This window comes from Xenorhabdus sp. KK7.4 (assembly GCF_963876465.1).
Lineage (GTDB): Bacteria > Pseudomonadota > Gammaproteobacteria > Enterobacterales > Enterobacteriaceae > Xenorhabdus > Xenorhabdus stockiae.
Genome location: NZ_CAWNQF010000089.1, coordinates 122437 through 143373, shown reverse-complemented (window position 1 = coordinate 143373; position 20937 = coordinate 122437). Strand labels below are relative to the sequence as shown.

General features: G+C 37.9%; 14 protein-coding genes. 2 read left to right on the top strand and 12 right to left on the bottom strand.

Annotated features, from left to right (window positions below; translation table 11 throughout):
* Window positions 1–90: 90 nt before the first annotated feature.
* The 10 genes from AACS90_RS16100 to mak form a co-directional block, all read right to left on the bottom strand.
* Window positions 91–867, bottom strand: a complete 777-nt coding sequence (locus tag AACS90_RS16100) for an ABC-2 family transporter protein (protein WP_241538185.1) — start codon at window positions 865–867, stop codon at window positions 91–93.
* Window positions 854–1606, bottom strand: a complete 753-nt coding sequence (locus AACS90_RS16095) for an ABC-2 family transporter protein (RefSeq protein WP_099120721.1) — start codon at window positions 1604–1606, stop codon at window positions 854–856. Before AACS90_RS16095 ends, AACS90_RS16100 begins: the two co-directional genes overlap by 14 nt.
* Window positions 1603–2361 carry an ATP-binding cassette domain-containing protein gene (locus tag AACS90_RS16090; RefSeq protein WP_099120719.1) on the bottom strand — a complete coding sequence of 253 codons (759 nt, stop codon included), beginning with the start codon at window positions 2359–2361 and terminating at the stop codon, window positions 1603–1605. Before AACS90_RS16090 ends, AACS90_RS16095 begins: the two co-directional genes overlap by 4 nt.
* A gap of 604 nt (window positions 2362–2965) precedes the next feature.
* Window positions 2966–4594 carry an ABC transporter substrate-binding protein gene (locus AACS90_RS16085; protein ID WP_099120718.1) on the bottom strand — a complete coding sequence of 543 codons (1629 nt, stop codon included), beginning with the start codon at window positions 4592–4594 and terminating at the stop codon, window positions 2966–2968.
* 53 nt (window positions 4595–4647) lie between these two features.
* Window positions 4648–6285, bottom strand: a complete 1638-nt coding sequence (locus tag AACS90_RS16080; protein WP_099120717.1) for an ABC transporter substrate-binding protein — start codon at window positions 6283–6285, stop codon at window positions 4648–4650.
* Between the two features lie 108 nt (window positions 6286–6393).
* Complete coding sequence (locus AACS90_RS16075; RefSeq protein ID WP_241538184.1) at window positions 6394–8028, bottom strand: ABC transporter substrate-binding protein; 1635 nt, start codon at window positions 8026–8028, stop codon at window positions 6394–6396.
* A 252-nt stretch (window positions 8029–8280) separates the two neighbouring features.
* A complete protein-coding gene (locus AACS90_RS16070) occupies window positions 8281–9915 on the bottom strand; it encodes a bifunctional metallophosphatase/5'-nucleotidase (RefSeq protein WP_099120713.1) in 1635 nt (544 codons plus the stop codon).
* A gap of 100 nt (window positions 9916–10015) precedes the next feature.
* Complete coding sequence (locus AACS90_RS16065; RefSeq protein ID WP_099120712.1) at window positions 10016–11971, bottom strand: bifunctional 2',3'-cyclic-nucleotide 2'-phosphodiesterase/3'-nucleotidase; 1956 nt, start codon at window positions 11969–11971, stop codon at window positions 10016–10018.
* Window positions 11972–12045: 74 nt separating this feature from the next.
* Window positions 12046–13221 (bottom strand): porin, encoded by a 1176-nt coding sequence (locus tag AACS90_RS16060; RefSeq protein WP_099120711.1) that lies wholly within the window; start codon window positions 13219–13221, stop codon window positions 12046–12048.
* Window positions 13222–14075: 854 nt separating this feature from the next.
* Window positions 14076–14990 (bottom strand): fructokinase, encoded by a 915-nt coding sequence (mak, locus tag AACS90_RS16055; RefSeq protein WP_099120709.1) that lies wholly within the window; start codon window positions 14988–14990, stop codon window positions 14076–14078.
* A 295-nt stretch (window positions 14991–15285) separates the two neighbouring features.
* Here mak and rdgC point away from each other — a divergent pair, with 295 nt between their 5' ends.
* Window positions 15286–16197, top strand: a complete 912-nt coding sequence (gene rdgC, locus AACS90_RS16050) for a recombination-associated protein RdgC (protein WP_099120707.1) — start codon at window positions 15286–15288, stop codon at window positions 16195–16197.
* Window positions 16198–16407: 210 nt separating this feature from the next.
* On the opposite strand, the gene AACS90_RS16045 is transcribed toward rdgC, so the two are convergent.
* Window positions 16408–17571: a porin gene (locus tag AACS90_RS16045; protein ID WP_099120705.1), complete on the bottom strand. Its 1164-nt coding sequence runs from the start codon at window positions 17569–17571 to the stop codon at window positions 16408–16410.
* Window positions 17572–18114: 543 nt separating this feature from the next.
* On the opposite strand from AACS90_RS16045, the gene AACS90_RS16040 reads away from it, so the two are divergent.
* A complete protein-coding gene (locus AACS90_RS16040; protein ID WP_099120704.1) occupies window positions 18115–18753 on the top strand; it encodes a TetR/AcrR family transcriptional regulator in 639 nt (212 codons plus the stop codon).
* A 93-nt stretch (window positions 18754–18846) separates the two neighbouring features.
* Here AACS90_RS16040 and AACS90_RS16035 read toward each other — a convergent pair whose 3' ends face one another.
* Entirely contained in the window at window positions 18847–20766 is a 1920-nt protein-coding gene (locus AACS90_RS16035) for a BglG family transcription antiterminator (RefSeq protein WP_099120702.1), read from the bottom strand.
* Between the last annotated feature and the right edge of the window lie 171 nt (window positions 20767–20937).

The window sequence follows — 20937 nt, the reverse complement described above, 5'->3', positions numbered from 1 at the left end:
ATTATATTATCACTTAAACATTCATCATTATATTTCTCTATAAAAAACTTGACTTACCTGCCATCTAAAAAAACACTTCAATACTTGTTATTACGTTACATATTTGGCATATCTTCTAACGCCAATATCAAAAAACACTTTCGCTAAAATAATTAAAATTAATGTAATGGCTGACTGAATAAAAAACCATTTCACACTCATTATTCCATTGGCAACTGAAGCCGGAACACCAGTTATAAATAAACAGGGAAGCACAAACATCAGAATAATACGTATCAAGCCGTGAAAAGACTGCTCAGGCCTGACTAACACCTTAAAACAAGGGTTAGAATATTTAATACTCACTAAAGCAGACGTCCAGAATATGCTTGTTCTTATAATCCATGTGATCGCTGTCAGAACTAAAACCCCCTCAAAGACCATGATTAAATGTAAAAACATGTACAAAATATCAGTATTTAAATAAATATGAACAGCAAAAAACAAGATTAAAGATAAAAATGACAATAAAAAGTGTTCAAATGCAATGCCTGTTGCAACATAAAGAAATTGAGTATTTATCGGCAATATCAAATGTGGATCTAACCTCAATGATTTAACTTTATTTGTCAGTAAAAAACTTCCTCTTCCGAATAAAAAAAGATAAAAGTTATCTACCAGACATACAGTAGTAAAAAAGATAAGAACGAAGTCATTAGACAAAATATAATTAGAAGACTTTGAGCCTAAAATGGCATACCAGAAAAAACCCTGCGCCACATAGAAATTAAAATTAATAAAAGCCGCCATCCAAAAATTAAAAGGGCTTTTTTTAGCTTCTGATAAACTATTTTTAAACCCTATAAATATAATATTAAGCATTGCCATTATACCCTTGATTATATTTTATCATATAACGCCAGATGACACTGAAAGTTATCATCAGGAAGAACATTACCAATAAACCACTCAGTATAAAGTAAAGAGAGATTGAATTTGTTGCAATTTTAACAGGGACGTAAGTAATGTATTGAAAAGGAATATAATTAAAAAACATTTTTATGGTGTCATTAAATACATCTAATGGTATTACGGCACCTGATAATGCCCATGATAACGTATCCTTTACCATAATAAAGGAGTAAGCCCCTCTGAACTTAAAAGCCATACAAGATAATATCATTGTTAAATATAAATTTATAAATAAGCCTATACATAATGCAACCAATAACCATAAAAGGTTTGGCAAATTACCCTGATACCAGATGATAAAAATAACTAATGGAGACATAACAAACATTCTGGCTAACATCTGCCCAAAAGCATACTCAGAATAATACAGCAATATTGACTTTGGCATGATGATTAATCTATCAACACTACCATCTTCAATATTGAATGCTAACCTCTCCGGAAATCCTGAAATACTTGTTAACTGAAAAATCATCACTGACCATAATATATAAGTGATTATCTCATTACGTGTGTAATGAGCAAAATCACTTGAACTTGTCATTGTACTCCAAAAAGATAATTCAACAGCATACAGTGTTATTATAAGAAAGTAGTAGCCTAATATAATATTCTTAGCTCTGATAGTTTCTATAAAAGAGAATTTAGCAATCACAAGAATAACCTCTCTAAATATATCGCATTCTTTTCCTTGGAATCACACTCATTCAGGTTTACTCTTGATACTTCACCCTCTTTCAGAAAGATAATATCCTTACAAATATCAGCTATATCTATCATATTATGTGAAGTAATAAGTATTTTACTCTCATTATTATCAGCATAATCTTTTAAAATATTACGTAATAAAATCTGTGATTCGATATCAAGGCCAATTGTTGGCTCATCCAAAATAAGAAGTTTTGGCTTATTCAACATATGTATTAATAAATTAGACTTGACAGACTGGCCTAAAGAACACGTTTTTGCTGGTTTCCTTGCAATATTTCTAAGGTTCATCATCTCTATCATGCTCTCAACATGATCTTTATCATAAATACGTTTATATATTTTTGAAAAAAGTTCTATATTCTCATAAAGAGATAACTCCTCCCAGAGCATTGACCTATTTCCAAAAAGGACACCAAGGTTAGATAAAAGCTTTGCAGGACGCCCATGTGGAGAAGTGCCAAACACGGTAATATCACCAGAGTTTGGTGTTAAAATTCCCGTAATTAACTTTATTAATGTTGTTTTACCTGCTCCATTTTTCCCCAACAATCCAATAATTTTCTCATCATTAAATATTTCAATACTTAGGCTTTCAAATAATTTCACCTCAGTTTCATTTGATTTAAATAAATTCTTAAAAAATCCATTCTGGATTTCCCTGTTTCGATAGCTAAAATATAAATTATTTATTTTTATCATATCAATTTACTAATTGTAGTCAGAAATATACATGCCCACTAAATACGTGTGCTCTCTACCCTTCATAACTCAGTAAAAACTTATAAAAATTTCAGCCCTGCTGGTTGTTTTATAATTCTTGCTAACATCTGATGTCAATGTTTATTTCTTATTGCTATCTGGCCTCATTACATACGTGTGATACTATTCATTACAATATTTTATCGTGACCATTATCACCATAATCACCTGATTTAATAAAGTATTTATTTTATTGATTGAGAGGGAAATAATTCTCCATTGAATAATAATCAACAACATTAATTCATGATAAAAAATAAAATATGACCTTGCAATGAACAAATAAAAATAAATAACACATCTAAAATACAACAAAACAAATCTAAAAAAACATAATATCTGGTATCATACATATAAATTAATGTTAAAATTCAAAACAAAGTTATAATTAAATTCAAAAATAATAATTTCATATAGAGATTATTTTATTAACAAAATTACAACATTAGTTTTCAAAAACACAACACACATCACAATTATCATGTAGTATTAGCTCATATCTCCGTGATCAGAGATATGAGCAATCATTTTATTAGATCCGTATTTAGTGTTTAATCACATACATATCTTTTGTCAGATAATAGCCTCGTGGATCAACATAAACACCACCAAGATAAGGTTTAATCATTTTATGATTTACAGCCGAATAAATAGGGATAATTGGGGTATCCTCAGTAATAATATTTAGTGCCTTTTGATAACCCGATTTATCATTTGTTTTCCCTGATTCCATAACTAATTGATCAAATTGTTTATTTGAATAATATGATGAATTTTGTGTGTGGTCTGTAGTGAATATATTGAAATATGTCATCGGGCTATCATAGTCTGCAATCCAGCCATATCTGACAAGATCATATTTACCCTGATATTTATTATCGAGCACTACTTTCCATTCTTGATTTTGTAGGGTTGCCTCAATGCCCAGATTTTTTTTCCACATTGAGCTGAGGGCAATAGCCACTTTCTTATGAGCTTCAAGCGTGTTATACAACAGAGTAAATTTAAGTGGATTGTTCTGGTTAAATCCGGCTTCCTTTAATAATGCTCTGGCTTTTTCAACCCGCTGTTCCTGCGTCCAATCAGCAAAATCCGGTTGTTTAAAATCAAAACCGCCAATACCGGGAGGTAGGAAAGTATAAATAGGCTTTTGCCCCTGCCCTAACACTTTATCAGCGATAACATCTCTGTCTATTGCCAGATTTAATGCCTGCCTGACCCGAATATCAGTAAACGGTGCTTTTCCGTTATTAATTTCATAATAATAGGCTCCCAGTCTGGGAGAAACATGCACTTGTTCCGGATATTTTTGCTTTAATGATGCAAACGAATCCTGGGGAATTGTCAGAGTAATATCAATTTCACCTGCCAAATAACGGTTCAAATCAGATTTAGCTGATTCTAAAGCAAGATAAGTGACTTTATTAATAACAACATTTTTATTATCCCAATAATAGGGGTTTCTAATACCCACTATTTTTTCATTAACTATCCACTCAGATAATCTAAATGCGCCGCTACTAACAAAGTGTTCAGGCTGTATCCATTTATCACCATATTTTCTGACCACTTTTTCGCTGACAGGAACCATGACAGGGTGAGCCAGTCTCTGTATAAAATCCCCGATAGGTTTATCTAACTTCACTTCGAACGTATAATTATCCAATGCTTTTATGCCTAATTCATTGGCACTCTTTGTGCCTTTAAGCACATCTTTAGCATTCATTACCGCAGCATCAATAAGATAGTTTCCATAAGGTGAGCCGACTGCCGGATCAAGTAAACGCTGCCAGCTAAAAACCACATCATGGGCAGTGATAGAAGAACCATCAGACCATCTAGCATCCTGTCTTAAACGAAAGACCCAGTTTTGATTATCCTGAGTTTCCCAGCTAGTTGCTAATAAGGGAGCAATATTACCTTGTTTGTCGGTATACACCAGATTATCGAAAAAATCATAGATAATATTAAAATCGGTATCACTTTCAACTTTATGTACATCCAATGAAACGGGTTCACCACCATTATTACGTACCACTTCCTGCTTTTCCGCTAATTGTGTTCCGGGGGGAATAATGGCTGCATGGGATACAGTGACTACACCGGCCAATATTATTGCAGACAGACAGGATAATTGTTTTATGGCTCTATTTTTAATATTTTTTATTTTCATTGTTTTAATCCTGCAAATGGGATGAGAGCCTATTAAGACCCTCTATCTATTTATTAATGTTTTATGACATAAAGATCTTTCGTTGAAATATATTCCATGGGAGTAGGATGAAAACCACCAATATAAGGTTTTACCATCTTATTACTCACGTAGTAATAAATAGGAATAACAGGTGTGTCATTGGTTATGATATCCATTGCATTTTGATAATGTTTTATGTCGTTAGTTTCCCCTGATTTAAGAACCATTTGATCAAAATTACTATTTTCATAGAGCTGGATATTATTACTATTGCCTGTTACGAAAATATCCAGAAATGACATCGGGCTATTATAATCTGCTATCCATGCATACCTGACTATATCAAATTTACCCTGATGCATATTATCCAGCATGACTTTCCATTCCTGATTTTGCAATACAGCATTCACATCAAGATTTTTTTTCCACATTGAACTGACTGCTATAGCTATTTTTTTATGAGTTTCTCTTGTGTTATAAAGCAAATCAATTTTTAGTGGATTATTTTTATTGAATCCGGCTTCATTTAATAATTCTCTGGCTTTTTTAATCCGCTGTTCTTGTGTCCACCCTGCATATTCAGGCGGAGTTAAATTTACCCCACCAATATTAGGTGGAAGGACATTATAAGCCGGTAATTGCCCCTGCCCCAAAACCTTATCGGCAATAACATCTCTGTCAATGGCTAAACTTAATGCTAACCTGACCCTAACATCATTGAATGGCGGTTTCTTGTTATTAAAAGCATAATAATAAGTGGATAGCATAGGCGTAATATGCATCTGATCGGGAATTTCTTTTTTTAATGATGCAAAGGCATCTAATGCGATTGTTTTAGTTATATCAATTTCACCCGCCAGATAACGGTTCAGATCGGCTTTTTCAGATACGATGGTGACATAAGTCACTTTATTAATGACTGTGTTTTTATCATCCCAATATTGAGGATTTCTGACCCCAACGACCTTCTCATTCACTGTCCACTCAGACAGTTTAAAAGCACCACTACCAACGAATGTTTCAGGCTGCGTCCACCTATCACCATATTTATTGACTGTTTTTTCACTGATAGGAACCATAACCGGATGAGTTAACATTTGTAAGAAATACGCGACTGGCTTATCCAATTTCACTTCCAATGTAGAATCATCCAGCGCTTTTACCCCAAGCTCTTCGCCTTTTTTCTTACCCAGTAATACATCATTCGCATTTGTCACATGAGCGGTTGCAAGATAACTACCATAAGGCGAACCCATTGTCGGCTCAAGTAAACGCCGCCAGCTGAATACGACATCATGAGCGGTAATTGGTGTACCATCTGACCATTTAATACCTTTTCTTAAATGGAAAACCCATGTCTGGTTATCCTTGGTTTCCCAACGCTCTGCCAGTCTGGGTTCGATATTACCTTTCTTGTCGGTGTAAACCAGACCATCAAACAAATCATGAATGATATCTAACTCAGTATTACTTTCTACTTTATGTACATCTAATGAAGCAGGAAATGAGCCATTATTACGCACGATTTCCTGTTTTTCTGCCAACTCTGTGCCGGGTGGCACAACAGCCGCCTGAGCAGAAAAACTAATACTGCCTAATGCAATGGCTATTGAACAGGTTAATACTTTCGATGTTGTGTTTTTTATCATTCCAGCAATTATTTTCTGCATCGTTTGTTTACCCCTATTATTATATTTTTACTTTCTTTACGTTAACGATTTTAATTAGATCTTTAATTTAGAAATAGCCTGTCATAAGCAGGCTATCTCCATTTAAAATCAATGTTTAATAATATAAAGATCTTTTGTCATAATATGTCCCAATGGACTGATAAACAGGCCACCGACATAGGGCTTAACTAGCTTAACACGAACATAATAATAAACTGGGATGGCTGGTGAATCATGAGTAAGAATATCAAGTGCTTTTTGATAAATCGCTTGATCATTAGATTCATCTGCCTTTAGTACTAACTCATCAAATTTCGGATTATTGTATTTCGTTATATTATTTGTATTTCCTGTCATGAATATTTCCAGAAAGGTAAATGGACTATTATAATCTGCCTGCCAGCCATACCTGCCAACTTCAAAGTTTCCCTGATACAACGATTCAGTCTGTGATTTCGTTTCCTGATTTTCCAAAATAGCATCAACTCCGAGGTTCTTTTTCCACATCGAACTGGCAGCAATAGCAATTCTCTTATGACCATCAGAGGTATTATATAAAAGTTTAAATTTCAGTGGATTAACTTCATTAAAACCCGCTTCATTTAATAACGCTTTGGCTTTTTCAACGCGTTGTTCCTGAGTCCAAGAAGCATAATCAGGTTGTTTTAAATCCATTCCTCCACTACCCTCAGACACAACATAGTAAGCGGGCCTTTGTCCTTGTCCTAATACCTTTCCAGCAATTACATCCCTATCTAGGGCTAAGGTCAATGCCTGCCTGACCCGCACATCATTAAATGGCGGCTTTTGCGTATTGAAAAGATAATAATAAACACTCATTATCGGTTTAATATGGAATTGATCACCCAATTCTTTTTGTAATTTAGAAAAGAAATCTGCTGGTCCACCATTTGATATATCAATTTCCCCTGCCATATAACGATTAAGATCCGCCTTATGATCAGATATTGGCAAGTAAGTGACTTTGTTAATTATAGTATTTTTATTATCCCAATAATGAGGGTTTCTGACACCAACAATTTTCTCATTCACAACCCACTCAGAAAGTGTAAAAGGCCCGTTACTGACAAAGAATTGTGGTTGTGTCCATTTGTTACCATATTTTGTAACAACCTTTTCATTAAGTGGAGACATAACCGCATGTGCCAACATTTGCAAAAGGCCTGCTTTTGGCTTTTCCAGTGTGACTTCTAAGGTTGTATCATTCAGAGCCTTAATGCCAAGCTCTTCCGGTTTTTTCTTACCGGATAATACAGCCTGTGCATTGATAACATTAGCCTGAACCAGATAACTACCATAAGGAGAAACAGTATCCGGTGTCACCAACCGCCGCCAAGTGAACACCACATCATGGGCAGTTACCGGCGAACCATCTGACCACTTAGCCTCTTTTCTTAAATAAAAAAACCACGTTTTATTATCTTTAGTTTCCCAACGTTCGGCTAAAGCCGGGATAATTTTCTCTTCTTTGTCGGTATCCACTAAACGTTCAAAAAGATCCACTAAAATATCAAATTCACTACTCCCATCAGATTTATGTGGATCCAAAGAAGCGGGTTCGGAAAAATTATTGCGGGTGATTTCTTGCTTTTCGGCTAATTGGGTTCCGGCAGGGACTACAGCAGCGTAAGAATATGTGGCACTTCCCAGTATAAGACTTATAGAACAGGTTAATACTCTGGCAATTTTATTTTTTATTAGCCTCGCCATCATTTTTTGCATATTAGCGCTCTCCATAACTGTTTTTATTATTTATTCAATATCTCATTTATTATTACTACCTTAATTATTATTACGTTATAAATATTACGATTATAAGTAATATATTCACTTAATTTGAAAAGATTAAAAATATAAGTGCAATGCATAACAATTAGCATTGCACTTATTATTTAAAACAGCCGAAAGATTACAGTACCTGTTTGCTGGTGATTTTATCTACAGTAATTTTTTGTATTTATAATCACCATCACATTATTGGCTACTTATATCCGTGATCCTGTCTTTTTTCGGGTAAGCAATCGGTGATTTCTCGGCAAAATATTTCACCACCGCGTCCACATCAGGAACACTGTATACCGGATCGGTGCCTTCTTTAAATACGGAGAAATTACTGCCTCCGGTTGCCAGATATTCGTTAGCCGCTACACGGTATTTGGCTTTCATATCAACTGGCTTGCCATTAATCTTCATAGAGCTGGCGATCACACGCTGGCCTGCCGGTTTTGAACTATCCCACGAATATTCAAGGGTATAGGATACCGCCATCACACTTGGGCGCGTGCGATCCCACTGTTGTTCCAACGCACGCTTGATCTGTTCACCGGTCAGCGTCTTAGTCACCATCACATTAGAGAAAGGCTGCACGGTGTAAATCGCGTTATAAGTGACATCCCCTGCATCCATTGGCGCACGGATACCGCCATTATTTACAAAAGCAATCACGGCACCGCCACTCTCTTTTGCCGTAGTGGCATACAGGTGTGCATCTGCGATCACTTTACCCAACGCAGATTCACCACCGGATGTCGGTTTCTTATTCAGATCACTTTCCAGTTTCCCGATCACGCGATTTGCCAGAGGCGTCGCTATTTTTTCGTAAGAAGATAATAGTTCCGTCACTTTCGGGTCTTTGCCATATTTATAGTTATCAACCCAAATATTTTTCGCTTTGAAATCGACAACGTCTCTGGTGGTTTTATCCAGTTTCAGATCCAGCTTAGTGATCAAGGCACCATTAGCCTGAGCAGAAGTGACCGATTTACCATTAATCACGCAGTTATAAGCCTGATGAGTATGGCCGCTGATCACGAAATCCACTTCTTGATCCAACTGATTGACGATATCGATGATTTTTCCGGTTATACCATTGCAGGCATTAACATCAACACCACCAGCGTCACGTCTTTGCATTGCACCTTCGTGGATCAATACCCCAATGGCTTTTACACCCTTTTTCTGCAATTCTGGCACCAGCGCATTGATGGTTTTAACTTCATTGGAAAAGCTCAGACCTGCCGTTCCCTGAGGCGTTACAATTGCCGGTGTGCCTTCCAGTGTCAGGCCAATAAAGGCCACAGGAATCCCTTCAAATTCTTTAATGACATATTCCGGGAATAAGGTTTTACCTGTTTCATCAACTGTGACGTTAGCCGACAGATACTGAAACCCAGCGCCTTTAAATGGTGCTGGCCCCTGACAACCTGTTACCGGATGACAGCCACCATTCTGTTTACGCAACAGCTCAGTTTTACCTTTATCAAATTCGTGATTCCCCACCGAAGTGGCTTCCAGACCAGCAAGGGTCAGAGCTTCAATACTGGGTTCATCGTGGAACATTGAGGAGAGCAACGGACTGGCACCAATTAAATCACCTGCGGCAACCACGATATTATTCGGGTTATCCTGTTTCAGCTCTTTAATCAGCGTTGCCATATGTTCAATACCGCCGGACTGATTTTTAGGTGCCTTCAACGCGCCATGAAAATCATTCAGACCCAGAACTCGTACATCCACGATATTTGATGATTCATTAGCTGGCTTGGTTGCACACCCTGCCAGCAATGCTGCGCCAATCACAATCGGAAGTAATTTATATTTATAATTCATCTCATTATCTCTTTAAATCAGCTATCAAAATGTAATCGTCATCCTTCAGATTGCAGCTCTTGGGCTGCAATCTGAAATTTATAGGAAGTACAATTAAGCGTTATTTTTTATCGGTCAGATCAATTTGATAAATGGCAAACCCAACATCATCATTTTTCAAGTATTTCACCGGATATTGGGCATGTTCTTTAATAAATTTCGCTGCTTTTTCTGATGGAGATGTTTCAAAACGGATATCCAGTTGCTTATCTGTTTTGATTGGCAGGAATGACCAGTTATTTTCTGCCTGTGTCGATACCACACCCTGCTCTTTGGTTGTTCTGGAAATATAAGCTGCCAGAACGGAGCGGTTTTCATCCGGTGAAGCAAATGCGATATGAGCTTCTCCGGTTCCGGCAAATTTACCGCCGTAACCACGGTAGTTATTGGTGGCAATCAGGAAGGTGGCTTTTGGATCGATAGGTTTACCCTGATAAGTAACATCCTTGATACGGTTCGCATCTTTATTGATCAGCTGGCAATCCGTATCGTATTTCGCGGGTTGAGTCAGCTCTACCTTATAATTGACGCCACTAATAGTATCGAAATTATAAGTACGGAAACCATCCCAGTTCAGTAATTCCTGTGGCTGAGTCGAGTTCGGATCGATTTGGTTATACATACCCACTGAGCATTCCAGCCATTCAGTAACATCAGCACCACTCGCTTTGACTACAACTAACGTGTTCGGGTAGAGATACAAGTCTGCGGCATTACGGAATGTCAGATCGCCTTTTTCTACTTCAACGAAATCAGCAGGAGCATTTTTACGTCCACCCGCTTTGAATGGTGCAGCAGCCCCCAGAACCGGTAAATCAGCCAGATCAGGATCGCCTTTGATAAAGCGTTTGGTGTAATCAACCTGCGCATCATTGACGATCTGAACCGTCGGATCACTCTGGATCAGGGCAAGGTAACTGTACATATTGGCAGAGGCTTTACCGATGTGCTTACCGACAAAATCACGGGTTCCCTGATTAGCTTTATCGATAATAGCCGCCAGCTTGTCATCACGCTCAACCAGTGCTTTCTTATGGGCTTTATCGTAGATAGGACGCGCTTCTGCTTTGGCAGATTCCACTTTCCACTCACCACCGTCGTTATTGATAACCATATCAACAACGCCCAGATGATCTCCCCATTGGCCCGGCATTACAGCAGGAATACCATTAACTGTGCCGTCAGCAACATCGACACCTTTAATTCCGGCATATTCTTTATTTGGGAAAACGCCGTGAGAATGACCGAACATAATGGCATTAATGCCGGGAACTTCGCTCAGGTAGTAAACCGAGTTTTCCGCCATCGCTTTATAGGGTTCCTGCGAGAAGCCGGAGTGCGGAATGGCAATAATCAGATCTGCACCTGCTTTTTTCATTTCAGGTACGAATTTCTTCGCCGTTTCGGTGATATCGTTGACAACAACTTTGCCATCCAGATTCGCTTTATCCCAGATACTGATCTGTGGCGGCACAAAACCGATATAACCGATCTTAATCGTGTGCTCTTTACCTTCCCGATCTTTAACCGGAGTATCGACAATAATATAAGGGGTAAAGTAGTTTTTACCGGTTTTGGCATCCATAATATTGGCGTTGACATAAGGGAACTCAGCTCCCGCTATCGCCTGTTTCAGGTAATCCAGACCAAAGTTGAACTCATGGTTACCGAAGTTACCTACGGTATAACCCATGGTGTTCATAAGCTGGTGAGCCGGGTGAACTTCACCCTGTTTCAGCCCTTTCGCCGCCATATAATCTGCCATCGGGCTACCCTGAATCAGGTCACCGTTATCAACCAGAATGGCATTGGTCACTTCAGATTTGGCTGCTTTAATCAGGCTGGCAGTACGAACCAGACCAAACTGCTCGGTCGGTTTATCCTTAAAGTAATCGAAATCCATCAGGTTGCTATGAACATCTGATGTTTCCATAACCCGTAAATCAACGGTCGCTGCATTGACATTAAATGCCACCAACATTGCCAGTGCTGAAATTTTCAACCCATGCTTCAACATGTTATACCCCTTTGTAGAGAGGAGAACCGGTAAAAGTTCTCCCATAACATTTTTCTTAGAAAGAATTTATTCACTTAAAAAAACAAACGTGCGCCGGTTTCCAGAATGGTCTGTTTTTTATCTCTGTAAACCGGGTTGTCACTGCGGGCATCATCGTAAGCCGCTTCAACAAACAGACGTATGCTATTGTACTGAGAAACTGAAAAACGTTTATCTAAACCAACGGTGTAAGTCTGTTTTTTATAGTTGAATGTGTTGGAATCACCGTCACGCAGGTAATAACCGGCATACATGCCACTTTCAATTTTATCCCAGTGCCATTTCGCACCCAGACCATACAGATTTGCCTTCCAGTTTCCTTTGACGGAATTGGAACTGAGTTTATTATTTCTGCCTTCCTGATAAATCATGCCTGAATTGCGGGAACGTGCCTGACCGTAATCCACACCAACAGAGAATTGACGTCCGGGGAAGTAATATTCCATACCAAAAGCCAGTAAACTGTCTTGCGGAGAGACGTCAGAAACTTTACGCTCGCCACCCGCTATTTTTCGGTGTGCTTCTCCCGTTGCCGCGGAGTAACCAGCATCAAATTTCAGGCCAAACTTTGATTCATAGAAACCAACAACAGAATAGGCGTGGCGCAAATCACCATGCTGGCGATCTTTATCTGAACCGGATTTACCACTGTAAGTAGCAGCAAGCTTAAAACCTTCATAACTGTTGGTCTGAATAAAAATTGTTTGCGGTAGGCGGGTCACGAAATTGTTTTTACCCACCCCGTCATTACTGTAGCCTGTTGCACGGCTGAGAACATCACTGAAATAAAATACGCCTGTGTTGCCATAGCCGTAGCTGGATTTTTTTACCCAATCAATAGGAATATAAGTCCGGCCTAATTGAATCTGGCCATAATCACGATGGGATGCGCCGATATAACCAAGGCGATTGTACATTTCAAAACTGGTTTTAGAATTATCGCTATTTGATCTTTGAGTATCTGAACCCCATTCCATTTTACCAAATACGCGAATATCTCTGGTTAATTGATGACTACCACCAATACCAATGCGGCTGCCATCATCGCGAATATTGATATCACGATCCTGACTGGTGGTTTTTGCCTTCAGACGAAACTGCCCAATCAAATCGACTTTAGTTCCCTTGTCATTGTAAACCGTAACGGCACCAGCGCTGCCAGAAATAACCAATAATCCAATTAATGCAGCCAATGGCTTCATGCTTTTCATAATAAGACACCCACAAAGATTAATTTTTAGGTAATACGTCCCGCTATCACGAACTGTGCGCAATATATTCAGGGCAATAAAAACCCGTCACTATTTTCGTGAAAATAAAAGACGCGTTTAAAAAATGACAGAACCAGTATTATTGATTATTATTTCTAATGAAATTTCCTCGTTAGAATATTTATAACATGCCATATTGAACCAGCAATAAGATTAAAAAATGAAAGTGAAAAATAAAAAAACAGGAGAATTAAATCTCCAATATCATGTTGTGCTACATTGATGTATTACGTTCGTGTGCTGTATTCATCCCATTACACGTATTTATAATAACTAAAGAAAACAATGTTTTTCGTGAAGAGGTGCACACTAATTAAAATAGGCTAGAAAAAATTTACACTAATGTGTGAAATGAATCATAAAAAAACCTTTTATCGTTTAAATATCATCATCACAGACTATTTTTGCTGCAGCACAAAAAATATATTCTTTATATTAATTTTTATTATTCACAATTTAATAAATCGATTTTTTTATAATCTATAAAAACTCATTAAATTAAAGTCAATGAATATATTTAATCAACATCAGGCGAAATATATTCCTATTATTATAAAAAACATATGATTAATAATACGCATTGATTGCACTTTTATTTTTGTTATTACCCGTAACATAGAAATACAACTCATGCATTAAATTGAAAATTTAACTTAAGTCAGGTTAAGGTAAAATTTATTTTTCAAGACGCAGGCAGCCAAAGACAAAAAAGAAATGTCTTATACATTATGTTTATTCATCGGTCTAAATGGTATGCCCTTCATCTTTCAGAAAAAATAAAGGGCAATATGCAGTTACTTATGAGAATGAGGCCATAGCCACGCAGCTCCGCGCACTCCACTGGAATCACCATGCAGCGCTTTTTTGATAGGTGTTGCACACTCGCCACCAAACACCCACTCGCTGACTAAGCCGGGCAGAGTCTGATAAAGACGATCAACGTTACTCATACCACCGCCCAAGACAATAACATCGGGATCAAGTAAGTTAACGACCTGTGCCAGTGCCCTCGCCAGACGTCTTTCATAACGCTGGATAGCCAGTTCTGCGATTTTATCCCCTTGTGCCACGGCCTCCATGATTTCATGGCCTTTTTTATGTATACCACTGGCGCGGAAATAATCTCTCATAAAGCCGGTTCCCGATACAAACATCTCAGTACAACCGGGTTTACCACAGAAACAGCGCACCTCTTCCTGATATGCACGGTCTTCATCGTTCATCCACGGCAATGGGTTATGACCCCACTCTCCAGCCAGACCATTGCCACCTGCATGAACTCTGCCATCAAATGCCAGACCCGAGCCACAACCCGTCCCGACAATAACCGCAAATACCATTTGCTTACCTGCCGCCGCCCCATCAGTCGCTTCTGATACAGCCAGACAGTTCGCATCATTGGCAACCCGGACTTCACGACCCAACAGGGCAGAAATATCTCTGTCCAGTACCTGATCATTCAGCCAGACAGAATTGGCATTTTTAACTTTTCCGGTAAAAGGTGAAATTGCACCCGGAATACCAATACCAATTGTTCCTCTCTGGCCAGTTGCCTGTTCTGCGTCTGCTATCAAACCAGCAATCGCAGCCAAAGTCTGCGGGTAGTCATTGCGGGGAGTATCTACCCGCTTACGAAACAGCTCTTGTCCCTGATCGCCCAATGCGATCACTTCAATCTTGGTTCCACCAAGATCAATACCTATACGCATAGCTTACCTTTTTCTCTGTGGTTAACCGTTAGCTGAATTTTTCAGCCTAACTGGATCGTGTTGTTACAGGATCATTGCCTGAGCAGCATTAACAATCAAGAACTATAACGTCACTTTGTTTTAGGAATTGGACGTTTGTTTTCAGAATTGTGCATAACCAACAAAAAGAAAACCTACAAAACGACGAGTATGAATTTCTAGGGCTTCACCACATGATTCGTTATCATGCACAGCTACGCTTTTCAAATAACGTTTATATGACGTTCGTCACAATGCATAAATATGGGGTAACCGCATGTTATGGTTCAAAAATTTAATGATTTACCGTTTAAACCGAGAAATATCGCTTTCTGCGGATGAACTGGAAAAACAATTAAGCCCATTGGCATTCACCCCATGTGGCAGTCAGGATATGATGAAAACAGGCTGGGTTCCGCCAATGGGTGCTCATGGTGAAGCACTAACGCATGCAGCAGGTAATCAGATCCTGATCTGTGCACGCAAAGAAGAAAAAATGTTGCCTTCTCCGGTCATTAAACAGGAACTTCAGGCCAAAATTGCCCGTCTGGAAGGAGAGCAACACCGGAAATTAAAAAAAACCGAGAAAGACTCACTGAAAGATGAAGTGATTCATACTTTATTACCAAGGGCATTCAGCCGTTTCAGCCAGACTTATATCTGGATAGATACTGTTAACCATCTGATTATTGTCGACTCCGCCAGTGCCAAACGCGCTGAAGATAATCTGGCATTACTCAGAAAAACGCTGGGTTCATTGCCTGTCGTTCCTCTGACGTTTGCTGATCCGATTGAGTTAACATTAACTGAATGGGTTCGTTCAGGAGACCTGCCTGCGGGTTATGCTCTGATGGATGAAGCAGAATTGAAAGCCATTCTGGAAGAAGGCGGAGTTATCCGTTGTAAAAAACAGGAGTTGGTATCTGACGAAATAGCAACGCACATTGAATCCGGGAAATATGTCACCAAACTGGCGCTGGACTGGGAAGAGCGGATTCAGTTCATGCTGTCAGATGATGGCTCTTACAAGCGTATAAAGTTCAGCGAAACATTACGTGACCAGAATGACGATATTGATCGTGAAGATATCGCCCAGCGATTTGATGCCGATTTTACGCTGATGACGGGTGAGTTAAGTGCACTGATAAAAAATACGATTGATGCTCTGGGTGGTGAAGCAGAAAGATAATATACACTTCGTCTTTCAAGCTGCCTCTTTGTTGGCCACACTCGCTCACCCCAGTCGCATAGTTATCTATGCTCAGGGGATTTGCTCCTTTGCCGCCGCGATGCATCTTAAAATCCATTGTGTATAGACGGATCTAACTGATTAAAGTCTAATTAATATTGGGTAGAGCCTCAATGACAGCACCATTGAGGCTCATTACTTCAGCTATTATCAGAAACGATATACTAGGCCAACACCCATTACGTTATCAGTATTAAGCTTAGTTGCTTTTGTGAAAGCATTATCTTTCAGAAGATTAATCTGATATTCAGCATAGGTACCCAGATTTTTGTTGAAATTATAAGATGCACCGACAGAAATATACTTCACCAAATCTTCAGAATTTTTGTTTGTTAACAAATTATTCTCACCCAGATCCTTACCTAAATCCTTACCTTTGGAGTAAACATAAGCAATCCCCGGGCGCAGACCAAAATCAAATTGATACTGAGCGGTTAACTCAATGTTTTCAGTTTTGTTTGCGAACATCACGCGGTTATCCACTGAGCTGCCGAATCGGGTCAGGTTACGAGCTTCTCCATACATAGCGGCCAGATAAACGTTATTTTTATCGTATTTTGCTGATACCAGCCAGGCTTCTGCTTTGTTCCCTTTTGCCAGCACCTTAGCTGATGCAGTACCGTTTTTCTGATCTGTAGTACGGTTAGAATTGCCATAAGAAGCCGCTACAGTAAAACCATGTCCCAAATTATAGGAGCTGGAAAGACCAACACCATCACCATTTTGCCGCGCAATATCATTACGGGTATTTAGGGTTCCGCCATCATTCTTAGCCTGATATTGCAGGGCGAAATTCAAACCGTTTACTAACCCGAAAAAGTCAGTATTACGATAAGTTAACAGCCCTGTTGCACGACCCATCATGAAGTTCTCAGTGGCGGCCATACTATCCCCACCAAACACAGACATCATATCTGTCAGAGCGTTAGCATCATAGACAACACCAAAGTTACGCCCATAATCCAGTGTGCCGTACTCACCCAGTTTAAAACCGACAAAAGCCAGACGCGTTCTTGCAAATTGGCTGCTTTCAACTTCAGTTCTACTGGCACCCATATTGAATTCCCAGCGCCCGTACCCGGAAATAGAATCTGTAAGCTGGGTAGTTCCTCTAATACCAATACGACCAAAGGAATTATCCCCTGCTTCTTTGCTTTTTGATTTAGCAAAATAACGTTGAACTTCAGCTTTGCCATATAAATCTATTTTATTACCATCCTTATTATAAATTTCAGCCGCATTTGCAGTCCCAGTTATAAAACCAGCCGGAATTGCCATTGCTATTGCCATTGCTATTACGTTGTGTTTTGTCATTATTATGGTCCTCACTTGTATTGTTATTTTACCTTTTGCCACCGCCATGAAATACACTTTCTAAGAAACACTTATTCAATAAAGAAATTTCCCAAAAGATTAATTAGGCGGATTAACATTTAGCAATCTTTGTTACTTTATGGTTAATTTTGTAATTAGCAATAGCGATACTAAGATCCAATTTAACCTTTTGCTAACAAAATTTATCCAAAAGTGCTATCCTGTGAAGCAGGTCACGTAATGAGCAGAGATTCAAGACTCTAATAGCATCAATTATGTCAATTAATTATTAAAAACAGTAAGTTATAAAAAATCAGACCAGTGATGAAAAAGAGACGATATAACCCTAAACAGCATTTTTCACTGTTAAGTATTATGGGCCACATGATAATCACTTATTGTAAATATTGACAACTGCCGGAGAGTTCTGTATTTCGTGGAAATTAGGATATTTCTTTTTATTTCGAGGGAGCATTCCTTATATTTTTAAATGAACAACGCCAATCCAGTACAATAAATATTAACAACCTATAAGGTGCTAAAATGGCAGAAAATTACCCGCGAGCACGAGGCAGACCAGCAATTCCGGAATCAGAAATACGCCAAAAAATTCATGACATTACTCTTTCTCTCTTGCTAAATCAGGGTTATAACAAAACAACCATGGATGTTATTGCCCAAAAAGCTAAAATCGCCAAAAAAACACTCTACCGTTTTTTTAAAAACAGAGAAGAACTAATTGAGCAAGTTGTATTAGACTGGCAAGATAATTCCCCTCCATCTCTAACCAAAAATGCCAGTACTTCCCATCAAGTGATAATATTATTAGAAAAATATTTAAAGGATATTTCTGATAAGTATTTGTCTGAAAATGAAGTGGGATTATTTAAATTATTACAGTCTGATTTCCCTCATCGCAATACATTACTGGAAAAGTATCAAAAAAGCGGTATCGAAAACAGTAAGGTTATTTTGGAAAACTGGTTGAACAATCAACATGAACGAGGAGTATTGAATAAGTTTAATTATAATACTTTCAGCGAGCTGGCTATTTCTATGGTCATTGCAGAGCCATTAAGGAAAATGGCATTAGGGCTGGTTCCGCCTTTACCAGAAACAGATGTTTCACCACAGATTACGGCAATAATAAAATTAATATCTGTTGAGTCAGATAAAAAATAAACCTTTCCATTCTAATTTTATTTCACAGCAAAAGAATTGGCGTTGAGGTTATAATAAAACTCAACGCCTGCTTTTTAATAATTAACAAAATCCTCATCTTTCAATATCAACATTATCACCTGATCTGATGAAGATTCTCCGAAACTGTTCAAAGCAAGTTATTTTATTTAGCTGATTAATCATTTCATCCTGACTGAAAATATCCAATAACGCATCATAACACTCCGCAAAACACGCCCTGTCGATTCTGTTTATCGCAATTAAAAAAACAACATGTACACGCTCACTTTCTCCCCAGAGAATACCTTTTGGGCTGATAGCGACTGCAACACCAGTCTTTATCGCATCCATCTTTGCTGAATGTGGTAATGCCAGAATACCAAACGCAGTTGAAGACGCACTTTCCCGCTGATAAACATATCTGACAAAATCGGCCTCAGTATAGCCCTTTGCAAACATAGTCTGGCAGAGCACACCAATAAGTTCATCCCTATGCTGAAAACCGGGTTCAAACCAGAACAATCCCGGTTCAAAAAACAGGTCAAAATTACGTTGTAGCGCCCTTCTTTTCCTGTTCGCATTAGCGATATCAATTTTACCAAGCAACTGTGCACGCCTATCTCGCATCTGAAAAGGAGATATACACACTGTTTCATATTTATGACTGAAAGGAATATTTATAGTTGTAATCAATAACTCAAATTCAAAACACGCCAGTTCAGAAGGCTGTGATATTATTTTAATAATATTTATTTCATCACCAAAATCACGTAATAACTGTTGGTATATTTTGTTTTCAATTCCCTTATAGCCCGGACATAAAAGTACTGTCTGTACTTTGTGACCTTTAGTTTTTTGTCGTTCAAATTCAGCACCAACATGTAAAGCAAGAAAAGAAATCTCATCTTCATTCAGTTTCTTGCCAAAAAACTCATTTAATTGTAAGGAAATAAAAACAGCAATATCAAAAACAGTACGACACTCTTTTTTTATCATATCCAACATAGGGTTTCTGGTATGAACATTGTGCTGCAAGCGTGTTTTCAGACCTGAAATGTGCAAAAAGAATAATGAAATAAAATCATCTGTTGCTAAATTAATCAGATAATGCTCCGCCACCGATTCAGCGACCTGTCTGGAAAGCTGATATAAACCCGATTTATCTGATTCAATTAATTTACTGTTTCCTGTCTGAGTAATATTGGTATTGATTTTCAGTAAGGTGTAACAAAAGTTTCTCTCATTCTCTGCTATAGGAATATTAAAAGTATATTGTAACCTGTCACACAGCTCTTCTGTTATTAACCTCAATCCCTGATTTTCTTCTATAAAGGACAATTGATTTTTTAAATACTTGCCATAACTTAATCGCTTGAGCAGTATCAAAAAACGCAGCACAAGATTTGTATATGAGAGTTCATAAATGGAGTAGCCTTGATTATTAAAGGCCTGCGTAATAATATCAGATATAGTTTTAACCTGCTGTTCCCCGAATAATATTACCAGTTTTTTCAAATCCAGCGTTCTGTAGTCTGCCTGCTCCATGATGGTATGATAGACTAACTCCCTTAAGTCCAGCTCAGAGCCTATAATTTCAAAGCGATTATTTTTGCATAAAAACCTGACATTGAATTTTTCAAAAGAGCCATTCATTTTATATATCACTGATTTTAAAGTTGAATCACTGATATATAAACCGGCACTGAGATCATAAATTTTATTACTTTGTCTGGATAACAGAAAAGACTTAATCAGATAACACGCTCTTTCCTGATAGGTTCTCGGAAAGTCACTGAGTTTTTGCCTCAATTTAAGATTTGAATCAGATGATAAAACATACCCTGAACGACTGGAGATAATGATTTTACTCCTGTAGGATTCATTAATTTCCATCACATAACTTTTGACGGTTCTGATTGAAACATTTAAGACCTGAGATAATTTAACTGCTAAAGTCGGGTTATTTTGTTCCATTAAATAATTCAATAATTCTTTCTGCTTAGGCCTTAGCATTATAACCCCCTATTAAATAAAAAAGTAAAACGTCAAACTTACAAATTCAGTCAATTAAAAAAACAGAAAATTGCCCTCCTGAAGTGAAAACAGATAATTGAATATAAAATCAAAATTGAAGATAGTAGTTTATATATCCGAAAACAAAAATCAATTAGCGACAAAATAATG

Bases quoted from the DNA above. Each gene is read 5' to 3' on its own strand.
- AACS90_RS16100 (WP_241538185.1), bottom strand. From the start codon at position 867: ATGGCAATGCTTAATATTATATTTATAGGGTTTAAAAATAGTTTATCA.
- AACS90_RS16090 (WP_099120719.1), bottom strand. From the start codon at position 2,361: ATGATAAAAATAAATAATTTATATTTTAGCTATCGAAACAGGGAAATC.
- AACS90_RS16085 (WP_099120718.1), bottom strand. From the start codon at position 4,594: ATGAAAATAAAAAATATTAAAAATAGAGCCATAAAACAATTATCCTGT.
- AACS90_RS16080 (WP_099120717.1), bottom strand. From the start codon at position 6,285: ATGCAGAAAATAATTGCTGGAATGATAAAAAACACAACATCGAAAGTA.
- AACS90_RS16075 (WP_241538184.1), bottom strand. From the start codon at position 8,028: ATGCAAAAAATGATGGCGAGGCTAATAAAAAATAAAATTGCCAGAGTA.
- AACS90_RS16070 (WP_099120713.1), bottom strand. From the start codon at position 9,915: ATGAATTATAAATATAAATTACTTCCGATTGTGATTGGCGCAGCATTG.
- AACS90_RS16065 (WP_099120712.1), bottom strand. From the start codon at position 11,971: ATGTTGAAGCATGGGTTGAAAATTTCAGCACTGGCAATGTTGGTGGCA.
- AACS90_RS16060 (WP_099120711.1), bottom strand. From the start codon at position 13,221: ATGAAAAGCATGAAGCCATTGGCTGCATTAATTGGATTATTGGTTATT.
- mak (WP_099120709.1), bottom strand. From the start codon at position 14,990: ATGCGTATAGGTATTGATCTTGGTGGAACCAAGATTGAAGTGATCGCA.
- rdgC (WP_099120707.1), top strand. From the start codon at position 15,286: ATGTTATGGTTCAAAAATTTAATGATTTACCGTTTAAACCGAGAAATA.
- AACS90_RS16045 (WP_099120705.1), bottom strand. From the start codon at position 17,571: ATGACAAAACACAACGTAATAGCAATGGCAATAGCAATGGCAATTCCG.
- AACS90_RS16040 (WP_099120704.1), top strand. From the start codon at position 18,115: ATGGCAGAAAATTACCCGCGAGCACGAGGCAGACCAGCAATTCCGGAA.
- AACS90_RS16035 (WP_099120702.1), bottom strand. From the start codon at position 20,766: ATGCTAAGGCCTAAGCAGAAAGAATTATTGAATTATTTAATGGAACAA.